Consider the following 17,512-nt stretch of genomic DNA (forward strand, 5'->3'; position numbering starts at 1 on the left):
CGATAGTGCCATCAATTATAGAGTGTTTTCAGCAAGCTTTGTTAGAAGCCCGTCAACATACTTAATTCGGTCTTTACGATCACTCATTGGCGCCATGACTTTTAGTTTAGTCGGGCCATCCATACGATAATGCTGTGGCTGTGATTGTAACAAATTGACCAGGAAACCAGGGTTTATTGATGCGTTTTGCGCAAATTCAACATAGCCTCCTTTTTCCCCTGCCTCAATACGGCGAACACCTAGTCCCGCAGCTTTCAATTTGAGCTTGTTCACAGTCAGCAAGTTGGTTGTTGCATCCGGTAGTAGGCCAAAACGGTCTATCAGTTCAACTTTTAGCTCGTTCAGGGCATTTTCACTGTCGGCACTGGCAATTCGCTTGTAGAGAGACAAGCGGGTATTGATATCCGGGATGTACTCGTCTGGTAACAGGGCTGGCAGTCGCAGTTCTATTTCAGTTTGCTGGCGCAGCAGATCATCGAGTGACGGTTCTTTGCCTTCTTTCAATGCCTCGACGGCTTGTTCCAGCATCTCCATAAACAGGGTAAAGCCTACCGACTGGATCTGACCGCTTTGTTCGTCCCCCAGCAGCTCTCCGGCACCTCGAATTTCAAGATCGTGAGTTGCAAGGGTAAAGCCAGCGCCGAGATCTTCGAGCGATGAAATGGCTTCGAGACGTTTCACTGCATCTTTGGTCATCCGCTTCGGATGCGGTGTCAGCAGGTATGCATAGGCCTGGTGATGAGAACGACCTACACGCCCGCGTAACTGGTGCAGCTGCGCCAGACCTAAATGATCGGCACGGTTGATCACAATGGTATTCGCGGTCGGGACATCGATACCGGTTTCGATAATCGTGGTACATACGAGTAGGTTGAAGCGCTGGTGGTAAAAATCACTCATGATTTTTTCCAGTTCGCGCTCGCGCATCTGGCCGTGGGCAAAGGTGATCCGTGCTTCCGGGATCAGCTTCGCTAACTCTTCTGTTGTTTTCTCGATTGAGTCGACATCGTTATGCAGGAAGTAGACCTGTCCGCCCCGCATAATTTCTCGTAGAACCGCTTCTCTAATCAGAATATCTTCGCGCTCACGGACAAACGTCTTGATGGCAAGGCGGCGTGCCGGTGGGGTGGCAATAATCGATAGATCTCGCATGCCACTCATCGCCATGTTCAGTGTTCGAGGGATCGGAGTTGCCGTCAAGGTCAGGATGTCGACATCCGAGCGAATTGCCTTGATTTTTTCTTTCTGACGAACACCAAAGCGGTGCTCTTCATCGACAACAAGTAGTCCCAGATCCTGATAATGGACCGAAGCATTGAGCAGTTTATGGGTACCGATCAGAATATCGATTTTCCCTTCAGCGACATCGGCTAGGATCTGTTTCTGCTCTTTGGCGGTTTTGAAGCGGGAAAGTACCTCGACACGCACCGGTGTGTTGGCAAAGCGGTCACGGAAATTCTCAAAATGCTGTTGCGCCAGCAGGGTAGTCGGAACCAGTACCGTTACCTGTTTGTTGTTATCGACAGCGATAAAGGCAGCGCGCATGGCTACTTCGGTCTTACCAAAGCCGACGTCACCACATACCAGGCGATCCATAGCCTTGGCCTGACACATATCGGACAAGACAGCATTAATAGCCAGTGCCTGGTCATGGGTTTCTTCAAAGGGGAATCCCGTGCAGAAGTCTGCATAGGCTTCGCGATCGAGTTTGAATTTAAATCCCGGTTTCATTTCGCGTTTGGCGTAGACATCGAGTAGCTCGGCTGCAACATCACGTACTTTTTCAGCGGCTTTTTTGCGTGCCTTGGCCCAGGTTTCACCACCCAGTTTATGAATGGGTGCTGTGTCTTCGGCACCGCCGGAGTAGCGGCTGATCAGGTGTAGAGAGGCGACCGGAACATAGAGTTTGGCACCGCCCTGGTATTCAAGAGTCACATATTCGGTGGTGATCCCGCCGGCTTCCAGAGTCTGTAAACCTTGATAACGACCGATACCATGGTCGAGATGCACAACGGGCTGGCCTATTTGAAGTTCGGCAAGGTTGCGAATAATCGTTTCGGTGTTGACGGTCTTTTTATCTTCGCGTCGACGGCGCTGGACAACGCGTTCGCCAAGTAAATCACTTTCGCAGATAAAGGCAATGGAAGGCGTATCCAGAATGAAACCTTGCTCTGCCGCGCCAATAACGAGCGCAAACTTGCCCTGCGTATTGGCTGCTTCGTGAAGCGAACCGCATACCATTGGACGGAGCTTGATCCGTGCCAGCAGATCGAGTAATGCCTCACGACGGCCTTCGGAAGCTACGGAGAATATGATTTTACCATCAAACTGTTCCGAGAAACGGCGGAGTTCAGCGAGCGGTTCCTTGAGCTGGTGATTGATGGTTAACGTTGGAACCGGCTGTAGTAACGGATTGTAACGGCCTGCTTTTTCAGGCTCTGTACCCGGACGGATACGAACTTGCGGCAGGTTTTTGAAACCACCGAACATCTCGTCTTTGCTCAGCCATAGTTCGCGCGGACTTAGTAGCGGGCGCAGCGGATCAACACGGCGCTGTTCAAATCGGTATTCGGCATCACCGAGGAATTGGTCAACCGCGGGCTCCAGCTCGCCAATAGTGATAAGCAGGCTTGAATCGGGCAGATAGTCGAATAATGTCTCGGTCTGTTCAAAAAATAACGGTTGCCAGTACTCGATTCCCGCCGGCCAGGTACGCTTGCTGACTTGCTGATAGATAGACTCAGGCTCGCGACGGGCTTCGAATCGCTCGCGCCAGCGCATACGGAAGCTCTCTACAGCGATTTCATCAGTAGGAAATTCATGGGCCGGCAAAAGGTGAATATTGTCCATTTCGCCGGTAGAACGTTGGTTTTCCGGATCAAACTGGCGAATAGAGTCGACTTCATCATCAAAGAAATCTATTCGATATGGCTGATTGCTGCCCATCGGGAACAGATCCAGTAGCGAGCCGCGGCTGGCATACTCGCCATGCTCCATTACCTGATCAACATGTCGGTAACCGGAGGCTTCTAGCTGCAGGCGAAGCTTGTCCAGCGAAAGCCTATCGCCGTTTGTGACCATTAGCGCATGCTGACGAATGAACTCTTTGGGTGTCAGACGCTGTAATAAGGTGCTGATAGGAACAAGTATGATCCCATCCGTTTGTGTCGGCAGCTTATACAGGCGCGACAAGCGATCTGAAATGATGTCCTGATGCGGAGAGAAATTATCATAGGGCAGGGTTTCCCAATCAGGAAACACACTGACCTCAACATCGGTGAACTGAGTAATTTCAGGTTGCAGACGAAGGGCGGTCTGGGTATCTGGTACTACTGTGAGTACCGGTCCTTGGTGTGATTGGGCGAGTTCCGCAACCGATAAGGCCAGTGCTGCGCCTGATACATTGCCGATGAATCGGCTGTCCCCTTGCTTTTTAGGTAAAGGAAGAGAGAGTAAAAAGTTTGATTTCATGTGCTTTATTGGGTATCTGTTCGCTGTTGAGCGCGCTGGCGCAGTAGTTTCTGTTGAAAATAAAGGGCTGCACGTATCAGCAAGTCCCGATCGTTTTCCTGTAGGCGATTGTATTTGAGAGTAATTTCAAATTTATCACCTTTTACTGCATTGCCAATGATTTCGGCATAGCAATAGACGGCTGCCGAGGGTTTGTCTAAAAATAGCTTAACCCGGGCAGATCTGCCGACCGGAAAAGTGTTGTTAGAGTAAAATGTGAGCTGGCTGGCACCAAACGTTTCGGTGCTGTAGCGGTGTGCTGGGTTGTCTTGCTGTGACAGAATATAAGATAACAAGAGGTTTATCTTGCTATTCTGGGCCGTCAGGTAGTCAAGCAGTGGCTTGCTTTCTTCCTTGGTTAGCTTGTTCAGTGATTGTTCGACACCATCCTCAAGGCCGGTGCACTCACTGGCGACACGAAACAAAGGCGGGATTTCATGGCTGAATGCTAACTCATCAGGCAGCTGTTCGTTTGGGGGAAGCAGCTCAACATTGATGGTTAGCCCGGCACTGACCGAAAAATACTCGTCCTGATTCATGTCATACTCGTGATTAATTAACTATTCTTCGATTATCACTTACCCTTCGCCTTCGAGCAAGCGCAGCACCGTAACAGTGTCTATTTTACCCTCTGTTTTTACATTAGTTTTACGCCTCCGGATGGTAATCGCAAGCTGCAACGGGTATTCTTGCGGGCAGTTAATAACAGGATGGTTTCGACTTCGTTTATGTTTCATCCAGTCTCTTTTTTTATTGGCCTGCGCTATTTGCGAGGACGTTCCGGGGATAGATTCAGCCGTTTTGTTTCCTATATGTCCACGGCAGGGATCACCATTGGTGTGTTGGCTTTGGTCACTGTCCTTTCGGTAATGAACGGTTTCGAACAGCAGCTGAAGGAACGTATTCTTGGTGTCATGCCCCAAGCGTTGGTTTCCCAGCCGGATGGCAGGGTAGTGCGGGGCAGTGAGCCACCGGTATCACTCACCCAGCTGCCCCATGTAACGATGGCCACACCGTTGACCCGTAGTGAAACGATACTGCAAAGTGCCTCGTCATTGTCGGCAGGTACTCTGCTTGGTGTCGACCCTAATGCCTATGAGCCGGTCGGTTACTATGTGACCCAAGGTGATGTGGCCAATCTGACGCCGGGTAGCTACCGCATTATTCTTGGTCAGTCGCTGGCAGGGCAGCTTGGGGTCAGTGTCGGTGACAAGGTTCGCCTGATGGTAACCAGTGCCAGCCAGTATACGCCTTTGGGGCGAATTCCGAGTCAGCGCAATTTTGTTGTCGAGGGCATGTTTAATACCGGTTCTGATGTCGATAAGCAGCTTATCCTGACTAATATTACCGATGCCGGTAAGTTGCTGCGCTATAAACCCGGTGAAATCACCGGATGGCGGCTGTTTGTCGATGACCCGTTTGTTGTCACTGAGCTGGCCCGGCTACCGTTGGAAGATGGCTGGGTTTGGTCTGACTGGCGCGAGCAACGCGGTGAGCTGTTCCAGGCAGTGAAAATGGAAAAGAATATGATGGGCCTGATGCTTGGCCTGATCATCGGGGTTGCGGCGTTTAATATTATCTCCGCGCTGATCATGGTGGTGATGGAGAAGCAGGCCGAGGTTGCCATTCTTAAAACCCAGGGGATGGCTAGTCGTCAGGTACTTATGGTCTTTATCGTCCAGGGGGCAAGCAGTGGTGTGATCGGCGCTGTTTCTGGTGGTCTGTTTGGCACGCTTCTGGCGTTAAACCTGAATTCGGTCTTATCTGTGCTGGGCGTGCAGTTGTTAATGGTTGGCGGTTCGCTACCCGTGGTGGTTGAGCCCGCGCAAATTGTTTTGGTTATTGTCGGCGCGATTGTTCTGAGTTTGCTGGCTACTGTTTTCCCTTCTTATCGTGCAGCATCTGTTCGTCCTGCTGAGGCATTGCGTTATGAGTAATTCGTTATTGGTTTGTCATGGGTTGCGTAAGGTTTACCGCGAAGCTCAGTTTGAAACCGAGGTATTAAAAGAGGTTGGTTTTAGTATCAATGCCGGTGAACTGGTTGGCATTGTAGGTGCTTCAGGCTCGGGAAAAAGTACCTTGTTGCACTTGCTGGGCGCGCTGGATGAGCCTACCGATGGTGATGTCTTCTTCAAAGGGCAGAAACTCAATGCAATGAGTGCTAACAAACAGGCCAAGATCCGCAACCAGGACGTGGGTTTTGTCTATCAGTTCCATCACTTGTTGGCTGATTTTACTGCGGTAGAAAATGTGGCAATGCCATTGCTGATTGGCGGTGTAGCGTCTGATAAAGCGAGATCCCAGGCAGAAAGTATTCTGGAGCAGGTTGGCTTGCATCATCGTTTTGAACACCGACCTTCAGAGCTTAGCGGTGGCGAGCGCCAGCGTGTTGCGATTGCCCGGGCGATCGTAAATAACCCGGCCTTGGTACTGGCCGATGAACCAACCGGTAATTTAGATCATAAAACAGCTATTGAAATTTATGAGCTCATGCGCAAATTGAACAAAGAGTCGGGTACCGCGTTTCTGGTTGTGACCCATGATAATGAGCTGGCAGGCAAGCTGGATCGATGCATGCACATGCAAGATGGTGTGCTGGAGCAGGTAGAGGTGGCTTAATGTTCCGACCACTTTCTCTGTATATCGGTAGCCGTTTTAGCCGGGCGAAACAGCGTAATCGTATGGTTTCATTTATTTCGATTTCGTCGACGCTGGGAATTGCTGTCGGCGTGGCTGTGATTATTATTGGCCTATCGGCAATGAACGGCTTTGAACGTGAGCTGCAAAACCGGGTGCTGTCAGTTATTCCGCATGGCGAGCTTGAGGCGGTGAAGCCGCCTTTTACCGAATGGACCTCGGTGCTGGAAACCGCTCAGACACACCCGCGGGTGACGGGGGCTGCACCGTATATAAGGTTTACCGCTTTGCTCGAAAAGGGCAGCAGTCTCAAAGCCGTTGAGGTGCGTGGCGTTAATCCTCAGGAAGAGCGCAAAGTCAGTGCAATTCCAGATTACGTAAAAGGTAATGCCTGGCAACGGTTCATGGCAGGTAAGAAGCAGGTTATTTTGGGACAGGGTGTCGCCGATAAGCTGGGTATTTCTGAAGGGGACTGGATCACTGCTATGATCCCGAATCCCGATCCGGCTCTAAAGCTTAAGGCTCCTCACCGAATTCGGCTTCAGGTTTCTGGCTTGCTGGCACTGGGTGGCCAGATTGATCACAATTTTGCCCTGGTGCCGCTGGCAGATGCCCAGCAGTATTTGTCGATGGGTGATGGTGTGTCCGGGATCTCGCTGAATGTCGATAATGTCCTGGAGGCACAAGCGATTGTCCGTGAGGTAGGCTTTACCTTGCCGGTCTATGTCTACCTGAAGAGCTGGACCCAGAAATACGGTTATCTTTACCGTGATATCCAGATGGTGCGTACCATTATGTATCTGGTGATGGTACTCGTGATCGGGGTGGCGTGCTTTAACATCGTGTCGACACTGATGATGGCGGTAAAGGATCGCTCGGCAGACATCGCTATACTGCGCACAATGGGGGCTAGTGACGGGCTGGTGAAGTCTATTTTTATCTGGCACGGTATTCTTTCAGGGGTTATTGGTAGCCTGCTTGGTGCGTCGCTGGGTTCCTTGGTAGCGATTAACCTTACGACGCTGATCAAAGGGTTGGAAAATGTTATTGGCCACCAGTTTCTCTCTGGGGATATCTATTTTGTTGATTTTCTGCCAACCGAACTTGCGTTTCAGGATGTCGCTATTGTCTCTTTGACAGCGGTTGTGCTTAGTTTGCTGGCAACATGGTATCCGGCGCGACGGGCCAGCTCCTTGCAACCGGCGCAGGTGCTGAGTGCCAAGTAGCTCTTAGCTTAGTAATGCTTAAAGTGAGAATAAGCTCGCGGGTTCAGTGACAAATGCTCAAACAGCTCTTGATTGTTTGATATCTGGTTCCCAGTTGGGTATTTAGCCATTGTAATTCATTGGCTTAGAGTATAAAAAACCTCGCCTAGGCGAGGTTTTTTTCGTCATGTTCTTGTGAAAGCTATATCGAATCTTTAGCGAAAGCGTCGCTTGTTCCAGCTTCGAACGACCGAATAGCGCCATAGTCCCCGAATTCCAAAATAGCCGACAAGACCAAAAAAGATCGCGCAAACGGTACAGCCTAACAAGAAGGGAGGCCCGATTTGACTCATTTGGTTCAGCAAAAACGCCCAAGAAAGTTCAAAGTGAAAAGGTTGGTGGGGAGCATTCATCAGCCAGGCACCGATTTTATAGGCACCATAAAAAAGGACAGGCATTGTGACAGGGTTGCTGACCCAGACAAGGCAGACCGACAGTGGCAAGTTGACACTGAACAAGATGGCAAGGCCGGCAGCCATGATCATTTGGCTGGGGAGCGGGACAAATGCCATAAAGAGACCCACAGCAAAGGCCCCCGAAGCCGAGCGGCGATTGAGGCACCACAAATTGGGGTTGTAAAGCACATTGCCGAAAATCTTAAGCGCCTTCTGGCGCTTGATCACGTCATGGCTTGGCAAGAAACGTCTAATAACTTGTCTTGGCATTTTTATTCATTAGTTATTTTGGCAATACGGATATGAACCAAGCCGTAGCCGGTATTGCGTTAGGAATTTTGTCGCTTCATTTCTGGCCGCAGATCCCCGATTATATCTGGTTTGTAACAGCCTTAATGATAGGTGGTGTAGTTTCATATTTTTTACGGCTCAGAATGTTGATCTGGGTCGTTTTTGGAACCCTTGTGGCGAAAATTGGAGCAACTTTTTATGCAGATGCAGTCCGATTGATACCCATTGAGCGCGAGAATATTACCATAGTTGGTGAAGTTAGCAGCCTATTAAATCAAAATATCCCCACCTCTAAGTTTGATTTTACTCTCTCTGCAATAGGGCAGCACGAAATATCGTATTGGAATCCGTTACGGGTAAGGTTGGAGTGGCTTCGGGCTGTCGAAATGAAGCAGGGAGAACGGTGGCAACTGGAGGTCAGACTGCGGCGTCCCTATGGCAGAGTAAATCGCGCGGGGTTTGATGCTGAGCGTTATTTTCTTGGTAATCAACTGCATGGTAAAGGGATGGTACTTTCCGGCCAGCGGATATTTCTAGCCGAACAATCTGCTCCGCTATTATCCGAGCCCCAGTTTTCCGAATCATCGCTATCCGAGGTGAGCTTGCGCCAATTGGCCTTAGATCGCGTCGTTGCTCTGACAGATGGATTGGTACACCAGCCTTATTTGCTGGCGCTGAGTTTTGGTTTTCGCGACGGACTCGATAATGCAGACTGGCTCCGCCTGCGTGATAGCGGGCTTTCGCACCTGATGGCCATTTCAGGGCTTCACATAGGCCTTGCCGTTGTATGTGGTTGGTGGTTGGGTTGCCAAATTCGTGGTGCTGCGCCAGAAAGCGATATGTTGCTCTGGTTACCATTATGGCTTGGTTTGTTGTTTGCGTTGGGGTATGCGTGGCTGGCGGGATTTAGCCTGCCGACGCAACGGGCGTTGCTGATGAGTTCGATAGTCATGGTACTCATTCGGTTGCGGTTACAATGGCCCGGCTGGCAGATACTGCTTGTTGCGCTAGTGACTTGCTTGGTTTTCAATCCGTTAGGGTCATACTCTGCTGGCTTCTGGTTGTCATTCTCTGCGGTATTTATTCTGTATCTGGCCAATATCAGCGGGCTGAGAGTGGATATAGATAGAGAAGCATCACGGCTACGCACTTGGCGAAACAAGCTAAGGCAGCTGGCATTGGTACAGCTGGTACTGATGTGTATGATGCTACCGGTACAGTGGCAATGGTTTGGCGGGATATCCCTGGTTGCTGCAATAGTAAACTTTTTAGCTGTTCCTTGGGTCAGTATGCTGACAGTGCCTCTGGTTCTGGCGGCGATTGTATCATTGTGGCTGCCTTCGTTGTCGGCTCAGCTTTGGTGGTTGGCCGATCTGTCGTTGTTTCCTGTGATGTGGCTGGCTGATTTTTCAAATGGTGCCTGGTGGAGCATTTCTGTATCCTGGCTACCATACCTGCTTGGCGGCACTGGTTTAGTCGCGTTGCTGTGGTTTTTGCCTGTCCGAACTTTCAAGGCATTGTATCTTGCCGTTACACTGGTAGTTGTCAGTTGGCGGGGGCTGTTAGGGCCGACCAAATATGACGCCGTGCCTGCAGCCCAGTGGCAGGTTGATATGCTGGACGTGGGACATGGACTGGCGATATTGATCCGGCGCGGTGGATTTGCGGTATTGTACGATACCGGCAACCGCTGGGAGCAAGGGAGTATTGCGACGGCTGTTATCGAACCTGTGTTGCTTGCTGACGGGGTGAGAGAACTTGACGGAATGATCCTCAGCCATGCAGACAGCGATCATGCTGGCGGGGCTGCAGATGTTATTGCGCGATTACAGCCTGAATGGAAACGAAGCAGCGACAGGCGGGATGGGTTTATGCCCTGCCGGCGAGGAGAAAGCTGGCAATGGCAGCAGCTGGATTTTCGGGTACTTTGGCCTCCCAGGCTGGCTGTACGAGCCGCAAACCCGCACTCATGTGTCATAGAAATTAGCGATAGGGCGTTGAGTCCAGCTAATCCGACCTCCGTTTTGCTGACCGGTGATATTGATGCTATTTCTGAGTTGTTGTTGGCCAAACTTGAACCTGAGATTGCACCCGACGTCCTTCTGGTTCCACATCACGGAAGTAAAACCTCTTCGACCAAGACCTGGTTAGCATCGATGGATCCGTCTTACGCGTTAGTTTCTGTTGCTCGCTATAATCCGTGGCAGTTACCGTCTGCTGAAGTCAAGCAACGCTATCTGGATAAAGGTGCCGCCTGGCTCACTACCGCCCGGAACGGGCAGGTGTCATTTACTATTGAGGAGGGAAAACTTGGCCTCTTACGCTATAGGCAAGAAGTGAAAGATAGTTGGTTTCGAAAGTTGTTCAGTGAGTAATGGGTTACTAAGATGCTTAATAATTGAGCGGCTTGAAAAAAGGATGCAGGAACTTGTTTGGTGCATCGGTGTGAAAAGAGTAGAATGAGCAGAATTGTTTTCAAGAAAAACTGGTTTTCATGACACAACCAACAGATCAATCCACTTGGGATACGTTTAAACAGCTCTGGCCTTCAATCAGCTTATATAAAGCAGGTCTTGGCGTCGCAGTCGTTGCGTTAGTTATCAGCTCTGCTAGTGATGCGCTGATGCTATCAATGATCAAACCTTTGATGGATGAAAGCTTTGGCGGCTTGGATAGCCTTGAATCGAATTTTTTGGCAATGATGCCTTTTTATCTGCTGGGGCTGATGATCCTTCGCGGTGCGAGTGGCTTTGTTTCCACCTATTGTCTGTCGTGGGTGTCTGGCAATGTCGTCATGACATTGCGCCGTCAGATGTTCAATCATTTCATGAAAATGCCTGTAGGTTTCTTTGATCAGGAATCTTCCGGTAAGTTGCTGTCACGAATTACCTATGACTCAGAGCAAGTTGCAGCCGCAACCAGTGGCTCGCTGGTCAGTCTGGTTCGTGAAGGAGCAAGTATCATTGCCTTGATGGGGATTATGTTCTGGAACAGCTGGCAGCTGTCGGCCATTCTGTTAGTTATTGCCCCTGTCGTAGCGATCAGCATCCGTATTGTCTCGAAGCGTTTCCGTCGCATTTCCAAAAATATGCAGGATGCCATGGGTTCTGTCACATCTTCTGCCGAGCAGATGCTAAAAGGCCATAAGGTTGTGCTGAGCTATGGTGGTCAGCAGGTTGAGAAAGAGCGTTTTGAAGATGTCAGCAACCGTATGCGTCAGCAGACGATGAAGTTGGTGTCGGCACAGGCGATTGCGAATCCTGTGATCCAGGTGATTGCTTCTCTGGCACTGGTCGTGGTGCTGGTATTGGCCAATACAGAGTCACTTCGTGCTGATTTGACACCGGGTACGTTTGCACTGATTTTTGGTGCGATGTTCGGCCTGATGCGCCCGCTAAAAGCTTTGACTAACGTTACCTCTCAGTTCCAGCGCGGTATGGCTGCCTGTCAGACTTTGTTTGGTTTGATGGAGCTTGAAACAGAAAAAGATCATGGCACTGTCGTGGCCGAGCGTGTGAAGGGTGATATAGAGATCCGAGATGTCACCTTTACTTACCCGACTAAAGACGCACCGGCATTACGCAATGTCAGTTTCTCGCTTCCGGCGGGAAAAACGCTAGCATTGGTTGGTCGTTCCGGCTCGGGCAAGAGTACCATTGCTAATTTGCTGACTCGCTTCTACGATATTGAGTCAGGTCAGATCACCATTGATCAGCACGATCTGTGTGATTATAAGCTGTCTAATCTTCGTGATCAGGTAGCCGTTGTATCGCAGAATGTCCACCTGTTTAACGATACCGTAGCCAATAACATTGCCTATGCCAGCGGTGACCAGTTTAGCCGTGCTGAAATTGAGAAAGCCGCTGAACTGGCTTATGCCATGGACTTTATAAAGAGTATGGATAACGGTCTGGATACCGTTATCGGTGAAAATGGCGTCAGTTTGTCGGGTGGCCAGCGTCAGCGTATCGCTATCGCACGGGCCTTGTTGCGAAATGCACCTGTTTTGATCCTTGATGAGGCAACATCTGCCTTGGATACGGAATCTGAGCGCGCTATTCAGTCGGCACTGGATGAGCTTCAGAAAGACCGTACCGTGCTGGTTATCGCCCACCGCCTGTCGACGATTGAAAATGCCGATCAGATTCTGGTTGTCGACGAAGGTGAAATTATCGAGCGTGGTGTTCATGCCGATCTGCTGGCCCAAAATGGAGCATACGCTCAGCTGCATCGCATCCAATTTGGTGAGTAATAATAGCTTGGTGAAAGATGGCAACCATTATCGAAAAAATCTGGTTTGAACAGCATCCCGCAGGGATATTGCTCAAGCCTTTGTTATGGCCTCTTAGTCAGTTGTTTGGGCTGATCAGCCGTCGCCGTCGCCAGCAGTATCAGTGTGGTCAGAAAGAGGCTTTCCGGGCATCCGTACCGGTTGTGGTTGTTGGCAATATTACCGCTGGCGGTAATGGCAAAACACCGGTAGTTATATGGTTGGTCGAGCAACTACAGGCCAAAGGCCTGAAGCCAGGCGTTGTATCTCGGGGCTATGGCGGCAAAGCGCCGTATTACCCTTACCCTGTAAGTGCGGATACTTCAACGGCTGAAGCGGGCGACGAACCTGTTTTGATTCATCGTCGTACCGGAGCCCCGGTGGCTGTATCGCCGAAGCGAGCCGAAGCCGTACAGTTACTTATGAAGCAGAATGTGGATGTCATTATTACCGATGATGGTCTGCAGCATTATGCGCTTGAGCGTGACATTGAAATTGTCGTCATTGATGGCCAACGCCGCTTTGGCAACCAGCAGCTGATCCCGATGGGGCCGCTGCGTGAATCTTGTGAGCGGTTGGACGAGGTTGATTTTTTGATCTGCAATGGTGGCCAGCCACAGCACGGTGAAGCGCCAATGCAACTGCAGCCTTCACCGCTGATCAATGTTAAAACTGGCGAACGCCGGCAGGTCGCAGAACTGAACGGTGTGGTTGCGATGGCAGGCATTGGCCATCCACCTCGTTTTTTTAATACACTTGAAATGCTGGGAGTGACGCCTGTCGTTTGTCAGCCGTTTGCTGATCACCAGGCATTCTCCGAGCAAGAATTAAAACAATTGGCCCAGCAGGGCCAGCATTTAGTAATGACAGAGAAAGATGCGGTGAAATGCCACACTTTCGCTCAGCCTAACTGGTGGTATTTGCCTGTTGATGCCGTACTGCCAGCGCCTGAGGCTGAAGCCATTATTAACCGGATTATTAAGGTAAAGGAAGAATATGGATCATCGTCTGCTTGAAATCGTGGCTTGCCCTGTCTGCAACGGGAAGCTGAACTACGATAAAGACAAGAGTGAACTGGTTTGTAAGTTTGACCGTCTTGCCTATCCAATTAAGGATGGCATTCCGGTACTGCTTGAGCCGGAAGCGCGTACGTTAAGTCCTGACGAGGTGAAGTAATGTCGTTTACTGTTATCATTCCGGCACGTTACCAGTCATCTCGCCTGCCGGGTAAGCCGTTGGCAGACATTGGCGGTAAACCAATGATCCAGTGGGTTTACGAGCAAGCGAGCAAAGCCGGTGCAGAGCAGGTAATTGTTGCAACTGACGATCAGCGCATTGTTGATGTGGTGAAGAGCTTTGGTGGCGAAGTCTGCCTGACACGTGATGATCATGAGTCGGGCACCGAGCGCCTGGCAGAAGTGGTTGATAAGTACCAGCTGGCCGATGATCAGATTGTGGTTAATGTACAGGGAGACGAGCCGTTAATTCCTGAAACGATCATTCGCCAGGTTGCCGATAACCTGGCTCATAATGATGCTCCAATGGCCACGTTGGCGGTTGAAATTGACCATGCTGATGAAGTGTTTAATCCAAATGCGGTTAAAGTCGTTACGGATAAAAATGGTTATGCGATGTATTTCAGCCGGGCATCAATCCCGTGGGATCGTGATAATTTTGCCAAGCGCCCGCAGGAGATCCATCAGAATCTGATGCGACATATCGGTATCTACGCCTATCGTGCCGGGTTCATTAATACCTATATCAACTGGGAACCGAGTGCACTGGAAAAAATCGAGGCACTGGAACAACTTCGCGTGCTGTGGTACGGCGAAAGAATTCATGTCGAAGTGGCTATTGATGCGCCGCCTGCCGGGGTTGATACACCAGAAGACCTAGAAAAAGTACGTGAGCTGATAGGCTGAGAAATCTATTACAGGCTACTACATCAAAAAGGCTGATCGTGATTAGCCTTTTTAGTATCTTATGCCCCGCTTTTATAAGATCTGAATATTGTCGACTTCGATTTCAGGTGTTGCACCACCTTCAACCTCACCATAAATACGTAGGCGGGTATTGGCCGTAATGGCTTGATCTAGGCGTATATCGTCATCGAGTTCAACGTTGACTTCGTTGGTACCATCACTGAACACATAGGTGTCAGCATTAATTTGCTTGATCAGCTTGCCTTCAAGCACGATATCTTGCTTTGAGAACAGGCTAGTCTGTGCCAGTACTTTGCTTACTGTTGTTGTTTGTGTCGGACCGCTATATGACACGCCGTTAGGGTTAGCAAGCGCGACAGCTGGCATGATGATCATTGCAGCGGTAATTGCATAAACAGTTTTCTTAATCATGGTCATCCTACCTATCTCATTGTTGGTTTATCTTGGTTGATGAGTCTATTAAACACCGAAGTGGCTGAACTCGACGTGAGTAGGAAATTCATATTCTGTTCATGATGGTAATTTGCTTAATAATACAAAAAGACCACCCGAAGGTGGTCCTGAAATTAATTTTTCTGGATCAGCCCTTTAGGCTTCAACAGGCTTAATGTCGTTGTTTTCATCGGCGTCGAACAGGCTTTTATCGGCTTGTTCCAATACTCGGGACGTAATCGTTCCGGCTGTCATCGCACCGCTAACGTTGACAGCAGTTCGCCCCATATCAATCAGTGGTTCGATTGAGATCAGCAGGCCAGCCAGTGCAACTGGCATATCCAACGCTGATAGTACAATCAGAGCAGCGAAAGTTGCGCCACCGCCAACACCGGCAATACCGAACGAGCTGATAGTGACGACGGCAATTAATGTCAGCATGAAGCTAGGGTCAAGCGGATTGATGCCAATAGTCGGAGCAATCATGACAGCTAGCATGGCAGGGTATAAGCCCGCACAACCATTCTGACCCATCGTTGCTCCAAAGGATGCCGAGAAATTAGCAACCCCCTCGCCGTTGCCTAGTTTCTTTACCTGAGTATCGACATTCAGTGGGATTGTCCCGGCGCTTGAGCGGGAGGTGAAAGCAAAGGTCAGCACGGGCAAAATCTTTTTCAGATATCGAACCGGGTTTACACCCACGAGAGAGACCAGTACTAAATGCATGACCAGGATGAGCGCAAGACCCACATAGGAGGCGGCAACGAAATTGATCAGGCTCAGAATGTCATCGTAGTTTGAGCCAGCAACCACCTTGGCCATCAGTGCCAACACACCATACGGTGTAAGGCTCAGCACCATACGCACCAGAGTCCGAACCACCTCTTGTGCCACATTGATAAATTTCTCAAAGCTTGCACCTAGCTCAGGTTGGGTTCGTATAACACTCAGGCCTGCGATACCGATGAAAGCAGAGAAAATAACCACAGCGATTGTTGATGTTGGACGACTGCCTGCAAGGTCGGCAAATGGATTGCCGGGGAAAAATGAAATGATCATATCGGCAAACGACAATGATTCAACAGTACTTAGGCGAGTCTCAAGAATTTCACCACGGGCTATCTCTCGAGCCCCCTGAACAATGTCCTCCGCAGATAGACCAAAGAGATTGCTTATAAGGATACCAATAAGTGCTGACGCTGCGGTTGTTGCTAGGAGAATACTGATACTCAGGCCTGAAATTTTACCTAGCGAGCCGGAATCTTTTACTTTGATGATGGCACCGATAATTGAAACCATGATCAAAGGCATGATGATCATTTTCAATAGGCTGACATATCCCGCGCCGATGATATTAATATATTCGAGGGTGTCGGTGATAGCCTGGCTGCCACCACCGTATACCAGCTGCAGTGTACCGCCAAAGATAACGCCCAAACCAAGGCCGGCAAAGACTTGTTTGGACAGGGTGCGTTTGGCTTTTTGCTGTTTGACCAACAGGCCAATAAGCAGGGCGAAGATCGCCAGGTTGACAATTTGATACATCATGCTGAGCAGTTCCAAGTATTTTATTTCTGACGTCCGAAACTCCATTTTCAGACTTATCAATAAGTTGAGAATGATAATTGTATGATGTAAGGCTCAAAACAGAAACGGTTTTTAATAACTAAAGCTATAAGAAAATCGAACATAATAAAACTTTTAGGAATATGGATGGCAGTGTACACAAACTGGTTGTTTATTGCACTTGTTGGTGATGTTGTTACACAGCGGCGTTCTGGGTAATCATGAGTTTAGATAACGGTGTATTTAGGTGCAGGGGTAGCTGGAGGATGAAGTAGAAAGGGTGATATCAGGCCGATTATCCGGCCTGATAGATATGAGTGCTAAGCTGGAACCTTGGTATTTAGCGCCAACTCAGTGGATATTTTTGTGGTTGATTCGGGTTGCTGGGGAGCTTGTTTCGGCTCACCAAGCAGGTTTCTCAGGCGCTGCCACCATTGGCCCAATGTTTCGTGCCAGTAGCGTTCAGTTTGCTCTAGATACTTGGCCTGGGGTTTATAGCGTTCCCAAGGTTGCTTGATCTTGTTGCTGGCAAGGAAATTGGTTGGGGCCGGTATTGGGGTGAGGCCTGCCTGTTTAAACTCATTTAGAGCACGAGTCATATGACTGGCTGAGGTAACAAGTACTAATTTATCATCACCCACGACAGAAGCAGCCTGAAAAGCTTCCTCCCAGGTGTCCTTGGCGGTTTCCAGTAGTAGAATATCACTTTTGTTAGCCCCCAGTGCCAGGGCCACTTTTGCCATCATTCGCGCCTGGCTGATACTTGAACCGCCGCCGTAGCCCGATAGGATCAATTTTGACCCCGGGAACATTCGATGGATGCGCATACCTTCCGCCAGACGCATTAACGAAGTGCGTGACAGCTCTGAGGTAATAGGCATCGCGTGGTCGATAACGTGCCCGCTCCCCAAGACCATTACGAAGTTGACCGTGGTGGACGAAGGCACATAGGGGTTATTTTCGCGTTCCAAAGGCCGTAGCAAGCTGGTTGCAATCGGCTGGAAAGACACGAGGAAAATACCCAAAAAAGCAAAGGCAATGAAAAAGGACGCGAGCCCTTTACGCCGGGTAAACCAAAGTAACAGTAAGCCCATAAACCCGATAATTAGCAGTGCGGGCAGGGGCATTAGTAGTGCAGAAACAATTTTTTTTAATTCAAACATGCAATGTAGTCCGAAAATTCAGCAGTTGAGCTCGAAAAAG

Annotated in this window: 15 protein-coding genes; 8 read left to right on the top strand and 7 right to left on the bottom strand. The window is 49.6% G+C overall.

The window, feature by feature from the left end; translation table 11 throughout:
* Positions 1-15: 15 nt before the first annotated feature.
* From mfd to EDI28_RS26955, 3 genes are read right to left on the bottom strand one after another with little or no spacing between them, the layout of a single operon-like run.
* The gene (gene mfd, locus EDI28_RS12630; protein ID WP_128784236.1) at positions 16-3,471 is read right to left on the bottom strand and encodes a transcription-repair coupling factor; all 3,456 of its coding nucleotides are present in this window, start codon (positions 3,469-3,471) and stop codon (positions 16-18) included.
* A gap of 5 nt (positions 3,472-3,476) precedes the next feature.
* On the bottom strand, positions 3,477-4,049 hold the full coding sequence (locus EDI28_RS12635; RefSeq protein ID WP_128784237.1) for a PilZ domain-containing protein: 573 nt from the start codon (positions 4,047-4,049) through the stop codon (positions 3,477-3,479).
* Between the two features lie 39 nt (positions 4,050-4,088).
* A complete protein-coding gene (locus tag EDI28_RS26955) occupies positions 4,089-4,247 on the bottom strand; it encodes a hypothetical protein (RefSeq protein ID WP_164918542.1) in 159 nt (52 codons plus the stop codon).
* On the opposite strand from EDI28_RS26955, the gene lolC reads away from it, so the two are divergent.
* The 3 genes from lolC to lolE are packed head-to-tail and all read left to right on the top strand — an operon-like array spanning position 4,239 to position 7,373.
* A complete protein-coding gene (gene lolC / locus EDI28_RS12640) occupies positions 4,239-5,447 on the top strand; it encodes a lipoprotein-releasing ABC transporter permease subunit LolC (RefSeq protein ID WP_128784238.1) in 1,209 nt (402 codons plus the stop codon). The genes EDI28_RS26955 and lolC overlap by 9 nt on opposite strands.
* A complete protein-coding gene (gene lolD / locus EDI28_RS12645; protein ID WP_128784239.1) occupies positions 5,440-6,129 on the top strand; it encodes a lipoprotein-releasing ABC transporter ATP-binding protein LolD in 690 nt (229 codons plus the stop codon). The genes lolC and lolD overlap by 8 nt, the downstream gene beginning before the upstream one ends.
* A complete protein-coding gene (gene lolE, locus EDI28_RS12650; RefSeq protein ID WP_128784240.1) occupies positions 6,129-7,373 on the top strand; it encodes a lipoprotein-releasing ABC transporter permease subunit LolE in 1,245 nt (414 codons plus the stop codon). Before lolD ends, lolE begins: the two co-directional genes overlap by 1 nt.
* Before the next feature lie 194 nt (positions 7,374-7,567).
* Here lolE and EDI28_RS12655 read toward each other — a convergent pair whose 3' ends face one another.
* Positions 7,568-8,077 carry a DUF2062 domain-containing protein gene (locus tag EDI28_RS12655; RefSeq protein ID WP_128784241.1) on the bottom strand — a complete coding sequence of 170 codons (510 nt, stop codon included), beginning with the start codon at positions 8,075-8,077 and terminating at the stop codon, positions 7,568-7,570.
* Positions 8,078-8,109: 32 nt separating this feature from the next.
* Here EDI28_RS12655 and EDI28_RS12660 point away from each other — a divergent pair, with 32 nt between their 5' ends.
* From EDI28_RS12660 to kdsB, 5 genes are all read left to right on the top strand, one after another.
* Positions 8,110-10,473, top strand: coding sequence for a DNA internalization-related competence protein ComEC/Rec2 (locus EDI28_RS12660; protein ID WP_128784242.1), 2,364 nt, complete (start codon positions 8,110-8,112; stop codon positions 10,471-10,473).
* A gap of 119 nt (positions 10,474-10,592) precedes the next feature.
* The gene (gene msbA, locus EDI28_RS12665) at positions 10,593-12,350 is read left to right on the top strand and encodes a lipid A ABC transporter ATP-binding protein/permease MsbA (protein WP_128784243.1); all 1,758 of its coding nucleotides are present in this window, start codon (positions 10,593-10,595) and stop codon (positions 12,348-12,350) included.
* A 26-nt stretch (positions 12,351-12,376) separates the two neighbouring features.
* A complete protein-coding gene (gene lpxK / locus EDI28_RS12670; RefSeq protein WP_199287428.1) occupies positions 12,377-13,384 on the top strand; it encodes a tetraacyldisaccharide 4'-kinase in 1,008 nt (335 codons plus the stop codon).
* Positions 13,365-13,544 (top strand): Trm112 family protein, encoded by a 180-nt coding sequence (locus EDI28_RS12675; RefSeq protein ID WP_128784245.1) that lies wholly within the window; start codon positions 13,365-13,367, stop codon positions 13,542-13,544. The genes lpxK and EDI28_RS12675 overlap by 20 nt, the downstream gene beginning before the upstream one ends.
* Entirely contained in the window at positions 13,544-14,290 is a 747-nt protein-coding gene (kdsB, locus tag EDI28_RS12680) for a 3-deoxy-manno-octulosonate cytidylyltransferase (protein ID WP_128784246.1), read from the top strand. The genes EDI28_RS12675 and kdsB overlap by 1 nt, the downstream gene beginning before the upstream one ends.
* A gap of 72 nt (positions 14,291-14,362) precedes the next feature.
* On the opposite strand, the gene EDI28_RS12685 is transcribed toward kdsB, so the two are convergent.
* From EDI28_RS12685 to elyC, 3 genes are all read right to left on the bottom strand, one after another.
* Positions 14,363-14,719: a YgiW/YdeI family stress tolerance OB fold protein gene (locus tag EDI28_RS12685; RefSeq protein WP_128784337.1), complete on the bottom strand. Its 357-nt coding sequence runs from the start codon at positions 14,717-14,719 to the stop codon at positions 14,363-14,365.
* Between the two features lie 180 nt (positions 14,720-14,899).
* Positions 14,900-16,291 (bottom strand): L-cystine transporter, encoded by a 1,392-nt coding sequence (locus EDI28_RS12690; protein ID WP_128784247.1) that lies wholly within the window; start codon positions 16,289-16,291, stop codon positions 14,900-14,902.
* Between the two features lie 338 nt (positions 16,292-16,629).
* Positions 16,630-17,472, bottom strand: a complete 843-nt coding sequence (gene elyC / locus EDI28_RS12695) for an envelope biogenesis factor ElyC (RefSeq protein ID WP_128784248.1) — start codon at positions 17,470-17,472, stop codon at positions 16,630-16,632.
* Between the last annotated feature and the right edge of the window lie 40 nt (positions 17,473-17,512).

Origin of the sequence: Photobacterium chitinilyticum (assembly GCF_004104355.1) — a bacterium.
In the GTDB taxonomy this organism is placed as follows: domain Bacteria; phylum Pseudomonadota; class Gammaproteobacteria; order Enterobacterales; family Vibrionaceae; genus Photobacterium; species Photobacterium chitinilyticum.